Here is a 3,434-nt window from a genome sequence, read left to right as displayed (position 1 = left end):
CGGCGCGCGCCGCCAGCAGCGCGGCCAGCAGCCCCGCGGGGCCACCGCCCACGACCGCGACTTCGGAGTGATCCGCGTCCATATCTTGCGCCTTCGGCTGCAATCCGAGCCGGTGGTTTAGGGCCGATCGCCCGCCGGAGGAAGGCGCAGCAGGGACGGCGCGGGCCGCTTACGGCGTCGTCGTCGCGGCAGCCGTGATGATTTCTCGCCCGACGACTTCGCCTCCGTGCGCCGAGGGCCTGCATCCACTCGGCAGCGGCGCGCTCGGTGATGGTCGAAATTCTCGACGTGTTTGCTAGAACGCGTCGCGACCGGATGGCTGGCGTGAAGATTTCCGACCTGCGCGGAACTCCTCCGCCTGCCCGCCGGCGCTGACCGGAGGCGAACGATGAAGAACAGATCGCGGGGGCTGCTGGCGGCGCTCGTTTTGGCGTCGGCCCTGCCGGGCGCCGGCGTGCGGGCGGCTGACGCCGAACCCGGCACAGCCTGGGTGGAGAACCTCAGCGAACCCACAGACTGCGCCGAGTTCGACAACGTCTACTACACGCTAACCGATCAGCGGGTGCGCGCCTTCCAGATCGATGTCAGCGCGCCCGTCTACCTGAACGATCTCCAGACCGACGAAACCGCTCCGAACTTCGCGAATTGCGAAGCGATGAAGGACGATCCCAAGAACAAGTTCACGCCCAAACAGATCACGCTTTACGACGACGGCGAGACGCGGGTCGTGGGGCACACCTACGCCGAGTCCTGGCGCGCCAAGGGCGCCGAGGTCGTGGTCGGCGACAAGGGCGAGAGCGACCTGCACCTCGTGCAACTGTTCGAGAAGGTCGACGGCAAGTTCATCGAGTATCTCGTCGTCTACCCGTTCGATGGATACTGGCGGGCGAAGCCGCTGCCGCCCGAGCGCTTCCCCGACGCGGCCTACGGCACGTCCTTCCTCGTCGGCCCGGTCGAGACCCAGCACCGCCCGATCGTCGACATCTCCCGGCTCGAGATCGATCCGAAGGCGAAGCTGTTCCGGATGACCTTCGCGCGCGGCGGATCGGCCGAGTTGAAGGTCAGCAGCGTCGGCCGCTCACGGGTCCTGCTCGACGTGCTACTCCAGGGGCCGAGGGTCAGCCCGCCGGCGCCGTTCGCCGCGATCCGTTCGATGTTCGTGACCCCGACCAACGCCGACGCCGCCCGGATCAACTGGCGGACCACGGCAGGACTCTACAACGCGCCCATCATGGAGTTTAAGGGAGCTAATGCGAGCGAGGTCCGGTTCGACCGAATCGAGCTCTCCCGACACAACACCAGCGCGCCGGACGTGACCTTCCGCAACTTCGTCACCGCGCTCGGAAAGTAGGAGCGGCCATGGCCAAGGCGATCCGCATCAGCCAGACCGGCGGCGCCGACGTCCTGAGCTTCGAGGATGTCGAGGTTCCGGCGCCTGCCAAGGGCGAAGCCGCGATCCGGCAGACCGCGATCGGCGTCAACTTCCTCGACGTCTATCATCGCACCGGGCTCTATCCGCAGCCTCTGCCGCTCACGCTGGGCTCCGAGGGCGCGGGCGTCGTCACCGCGATCGGGGAGAGCGTGACGGAGATCGCCGTCGGCGACCGCGTGGCCTATGCGGGCGGCCCGCTCGGCGCCTACGCGACCGAGCGCGTGCTGCCCGCCGACAGGCTCGTGAAGATCCCCGCCGGCGTCAGCGACGAGATCGCAGCCGCCGCGATGCTCAAGGGCATGACCGCGCAATACCTGCTGCGCCGCACCTTCAGGGTCGGGCCGGAGCATGTGATCCTGTTCCACGCGGCGGCGGGCGGAGTGGGGCAGATCGCCTGCCAGTGGGCGGCTCATCTCGGCGCGACCGTGATCGGCACCGCCGGCGGACCGGAGAAGGTCGCGCTCGCCAAGACCAAGGGCTGCGCCCACGTCATCGACTACCGGACGGAGAGCTTCGTCGATCGCGTCCGGGAGATCACCGGCGGCAAGGGCGTCGACGTCGTGTACGATTCCGTCGGCAAGGACGCGTTTCCGGGCTCGCTGGATTGTCTGAAGCATCGCGGGCTCTGGGTGAGCTTCGGCCAGTCTTCCGGCCAGATCGAGCCGTTTCCGATCGGAATGCTCGGACAGAAGGGCTCGCTCTACGCGACGCGCGCCAGCCTGTTCCACTACATCGCGACCCGCCCGGAACTGCTCGCGACGGCCGAGGACCTGTTCGACGTCATCGCATCGGGCGTGGTCTCGATCGACATCGGCCAGCGCTTCCCTCTCGCGGAGGCGGCGGAGGCCCATAGGGCCATGGAGGGCAGGGCGACCACGGGCTCGACGATCCTGATCCCCTGACGCCGAGCCTGGCCTGGGGCAGAGCGCCGGCGGGCGGCGGCCGTCGCCCTTCGCCACGCACGGCGCCTCCGCTATAGTTCCAAATTCGACGTTCCTTCAGCGAGCCTGATGCCGACCTTTCGCACAACCCGACGCGTGCCCCACACCGCCGACGAGATGTTCGATCTCGTGGCGGACGTCGAGAAGTATCCGCTGTTCCTGCCGCTCTGCGAAGCGCTCCGGATCCGACGCCGGGAGGAGCGCGACCATCGACCCGTGTTCGTCGCGGACATGACGATCGCCTACAAGATCATCCGCGAGACGTTCACGAGCCGCGTCACCCTCGATCGTGAGGCGAGCACCATTCTCGTCGAGTATCTCGACGGCCCGTTCAGCCACCTCGAGAACCGCTGGACCTTCCGGCCGCTCGAGAATGGCGGCTGCGAGGTGCAGTTCTTCATCGACTGGGAACTGCGCAGCCGCACCCTGGGCATGCTCGTCGGATCCGTGTTCGATCGCGTCTTCCGGCGCTACGCCGAGGCGTTCGAGCAACGCGCCGAGGTGGTGTACGGCGCCCGGCGGGCGCTCGCGTGAGGCCCGGATGACGGTCGGTCGCCCGGACGAGGCCGGACTGATCGCCAGGTTCTTCCGTCCGCTCGCGACGGCGCCGGGAGCGGCTCTGCTGCTGGACGACGCGGCCACGGTGCCCGCCGACGGGGGGCGGGAACTGGTCGTCACGACCGACGCCATCGTGGCGGGGGTTCACTTCTTTCCGGACGACCCGCCGGACGCGATCGCCCGCAAGGCGCTTCGGGTTAATCTCTCGGACATCGCCGCCAAAGGGGCTGCGCCCGCCGGCTATCTGGTGACGCTGGCGCTGCCTCAGGACTGGACGCCGGACTGGCTGGAGGGCTTCGTCGACGGCCTCGCGGCCGATCAGGAAGAGTTCGGGGTCAGCCTTCTGGGCGGGGATACGGTCCGGACCCCGGGGCCGCTCTGGGTGTCCGTCACCGCTCTCGGGCACGCGCAGGAAGGTCATGTGCCGAGGCGCAGCGGCGGGGCGCCCGGGCAGCGGCTCTACGTCACCGGCACGATCGGCGACGCGGCGCTCGGGCTGCGGC

At 68.8% G+C, this 3,434-nt stretch carries 4 protein-coding genes; all 4 read left to right on the top strand.

Annotated elements, in window-relative coordinates; translation table 11 throughout:
• Positions 1–388: 388 nt before the first annotated feature.
• Positions 389–1,351, top strand: a complete 963-nt coding sequence (locus tag ACIKT0_RS15335; RefSeq protein ID WP_407106189.1) for a hypothetical protein — start codon at positions 389–391, stop codon at positions 1,349–1,351.
• An 8-nt stretch (positions 1,352–1,359) separates the two neighbouring features.
• On the top strand, positions 1,360–2,334 hold the full coding sequence (locus tag ACIKT0_RS15330) for a quinone oxidoreductase family protein (protein ID WP_407106188.1): 975 nt from the start codon (positions 1,360–1,362) through the stop codon (positions 2,332–2,334).
• Positions 2,335–2,442: 108 nt separating this feature from the next.
• The gene (locus tag ACIKT0_RS15325; protein WP_407106186.1) at positions 2,443–2,907 is read left to right on the top strand and encodes a type II toxin-antitoxin system RatA family toxin; all 465 of its coding nucleotides are present in this window, start codon (positions 2,443–2,445) and stop codon (positions 2,905–2,907) included.
• Positions 2,908–2,914: 7 nt separating this feature from the next.
• Positions 2,915–3,434, top strand: a 520-nt coding sequence (locus tag ACIKT0_RS15320) for a thiamine-phosphate kinase (protein WP_407106184.1), incomplete at its 3' end; no start/stop codon positions are given.

Origin of the sequence: Hansschlegelia beijingensis (assembly GCF_045505405.1) — a bacterium.
In the GTDB taxonomy this organism is placed as follows: domain Bacteria; phylum Pseudomonadota; class Alphaproteobacteria; order Rhizobiales; family Methylopilaceae; genus Methylopila; species Methylopila beijingensis_A.
The sequence above is the reverse complement of the archived record's forward strand: the minus strand, read 5'-3'. Positions and strand labels throughout refer to the sequence as shown.

What these genes read in the sequence shown, in the direction of transcription:
- ACIKT0_RS15335 (WP_407106189.1), top strand. Translation starts at nt 389, where the DNA reads ATGAAGAACAGATCGCGGGGGCTGCTGGCGGCGCTCGTTTTGGCGTCG.
- ACIKT0_RS15330 (WP_407106188.1), top strand. Translation starts at nt 1,360, where the DNA reads ATGGCCAAGGCGATCCGCATCAGCCAGACCGGCGGCGCCGACGTCCTG.
- ACIKT0_RS15325 (WP_407106186.1), top strand. Translation starts at nt 2,443, where the DNA reads ATGCCGACCTTTCGCACAACCCGACGCGTGCCCCACACCGCCGACGAG.